This is a genomic window from Flavobacterium bomense (assembly GCF_003970355.1).
Window position 1 is genome coordinate 1 of sequence record NZ_RYDJ01000040.1, and the last position, 2,316, is coordinate 2,316.

The 2,316-nt window shown below is 35.8% G+C and carries 4 protein-coding genes; all 4 read right to left on the reverse strand.

Annotated features, from left to right (window positions below; genetic code table 11):
- Positions 1–636, reverse strand: a 636-nt coding sequence (locus EKL98_RS15285; RefSeq protein WP_148104419.1) for a tRNA threonylcarbamoyladenosine dehydratase, incomplete at its 3' end; no start/stop codon positions are given.
- An 80-nt stretch (positions 637–716) separates the two neighbouring features.
- Positions 717–1,016 carry a type II toxin-antitoxin system RelE/ParE family toxin gene (locus tag EKL98_RS15290; RefSeq protein ID WP_126563076.1) on the reverse strand — a complete coding sequence of 100 codons (300 nt, stop codon included), beginning with the start codon at positions 1,014–1,016 and terminating at the stop codon, positions 717–719.
- Positions 1,009–1,257 carry a type II toxin-antitoxin system ParD family antitoxin gene (locus EKL98_RS15295; protein ID WP_126563077.1) on the reverse strand — a complete coding sequence of 83 codons (249 nt, stop codon included), beginning with the start codon at positions 1,255–1,257 and terminating at the stop codon, positions 1,009–1,011. Before EKL98_RS15295 ends, EKL98_RS15290 begins: the two co-directional genes overlap by 8 nt.
- A 93-nt stretch (positions 1,258–1,350) precedes the next feature.
- A complete protein-coding gene (locus EKL98_RS15300) occupies positions 1,351–2,271 on the reverse strand; it encodes a homoserine kinase (protein ID WP_126563078.1) in 921 nt (306 codons plus the stop codon).
- Positions 2,272–2,316: the final 45 nt, after the last annotated feature.

Genomic DNA, 2,316 nt, shown 5'->3' on the forward strand with positions numbered 1-2,316 from the left:
GTAAAATGATTTCTTGAAATTAGAACCATCGGTCATTTTTAAACTGGAATTATCTTGAATTTCCGACGAAAAAACGACTTTCAATTTATCAATTTTAAATTCTTTCAATCGACGACGAACGGTTTTTGCCAAGAAACAATTCATCGTGTTATTAATATCGGCGACCTTCACTTTTGATGCTTCCATCTTTCCTCCTGCTCCCATCGAAGAAATAATTTTGACTCTTTTTCGCTTGGCGCCAATGATTAAATTCAATTTAGGAGTGATGCTGTCAATGCAATCCAAAACATAATCATATTCGGCTGAAACAATTTCGAAAGCTCGTTCTGGCGATAAAAATTCTTTAATTCTAGTCAATTTCAATTCGGGATTTATATCCATCAATCGATCGCCAACAATAGTTACTTTGGGTTGCCCTACTGTGGAATGCAAAGCTGGCAATTGTCGATTAATATTAGTTATATCTACAATATCACCATCCACAATAGTCATTGTTCCGACTCCGGCTCTTGCCAAAAATTCGGCTGCAAAGGAACCAACTCCACCCAATCCTACTACCAAAACATTGGCGTTTCTTAAATTATCCAATCCTTCTGCTTTAAATAAGAGCTCCGCTCTTTCTGTCCATTCTGCCATAATTTATTGTTTCAAGTTTAATGTTTAAAGTTCCTGAAAATCAAAAATCGTTAATCTGAAATCTTAAATAATTTGTGTTTTTATTCTTGTATTTTGTTTTTTAAATCCATTCTGGAATGTAAAAACCGAATGATTTCTATTTTATCCTCATTTACAATACTGTAAAAAATGATGTGTTGTCCTGATTTGAATCCTTGAATTTCGTTGTTTATTTCTGTGTAACTTCTGCCTAAAAATTGATTTTCTGCTAATTTTTGACAATCAGATAATAATTCATAATAATATTTGTCGGCTTGATCTTCTGACCAAACTTCGAAAGTATATTCCCAAATTTTAGACAAATCTTCAACAGCCTTGTTAGTAAGATGAAATTTAGGCATCTCTTTTTTTAGTTTTTAAAGATTCCAAATGTTGTTTGGGATTAAAATTTTCGGCAATTCCGCTTTCAATTCCGTCGTTAATGGCTTTTTTGAGAGCCATTATTTTGTTTTCTTCTTCTTCTAACATTCTCAAACCCGCGCGAATCACTTCGCTGGCATTTTTAAATCTCCCTTCAGAAATTCTACCGTCAACAAAATTCTCGAAGTAATCCCCTAAAGAAACTGATGTATTGCGTCCCATATTTTTATATTTTTTTGTAAAGTTACCAAATTTTGGTAATTTTTTAAATATAATTTATTTTTAATCTTACTTAAGGGAAATTATTTGGAACTTTTATAAAATACTCACTCCGTCTGGATTCACTTTAGAAACGTGAATTTCATAAGGCAAATTGATTTCGTCATACACTTTACTCATTGCTTGGGCGATTTTTTCGGCAGTTTCTTTTCCTTTGCTTAAAGCAAAAATAGAAGGACCTGAACCTGAAATTCCTGATCCTAAAGCTCCGTTTTCGTATGCCGTTTTTTTGATTAAATCGAAACCGGGAATCAGCATACTGCGAACCGGTTCGATGATTTCATCGTGCAAAGAACGACCAATTAATTCATAATCATTCGTGTATAATCCGGCTACTAATCCACCCACATTTCCCCATTGGGTAATGGCATTTTTTAGGGAAACGGTTTGTTTTAATACGGAACGCGCATCCGAAGTTTTCAACTCGATTTGAGGATGCACAACAGTCGCATACAATTCTGACGGGCTGTCAATCTTGATAATATCCAAAGGATTGGAACACCTTACCAAAGTAAAACCGCCCAATAGGCAAGGAGCCACGTTATCAGCGTGGGCATTTCCGCTGGCTAATTTTTCGCCTTGCATTGCAAATTTCACCAATTCTTTTCTGGTAAAAGGACGACCTAATAATTCGTTGATTCCAAAAACAGCTCCGGCCGAACTAGCTGCACTGCTTCCGATTCCGCTTCCGGCTTTGATGTTTTTATAGATTTCGATTTCGAATCCAAATTCGGTTTCCACTTCTTCTAGCATTGCCAAAGCTGCTACGCCAGCCACATTATTTTCGGTTTCTAATGGCAAATTAGCACCCACGATTTTAGTGATGCGAACGCCTTTTAGATCGGATTTTCGAATAATCATTTCGTCACCCGCTGTGGCCAAACACAATCCAAGAACATCAAATCCACAGGAAAGATTGGCTATGGTTGCAGGGCAAAATATTTTTATTTCATTCATAATTTTATTTTTTTTGGTAGAGACGCGATTAATCGCGTCTGTACG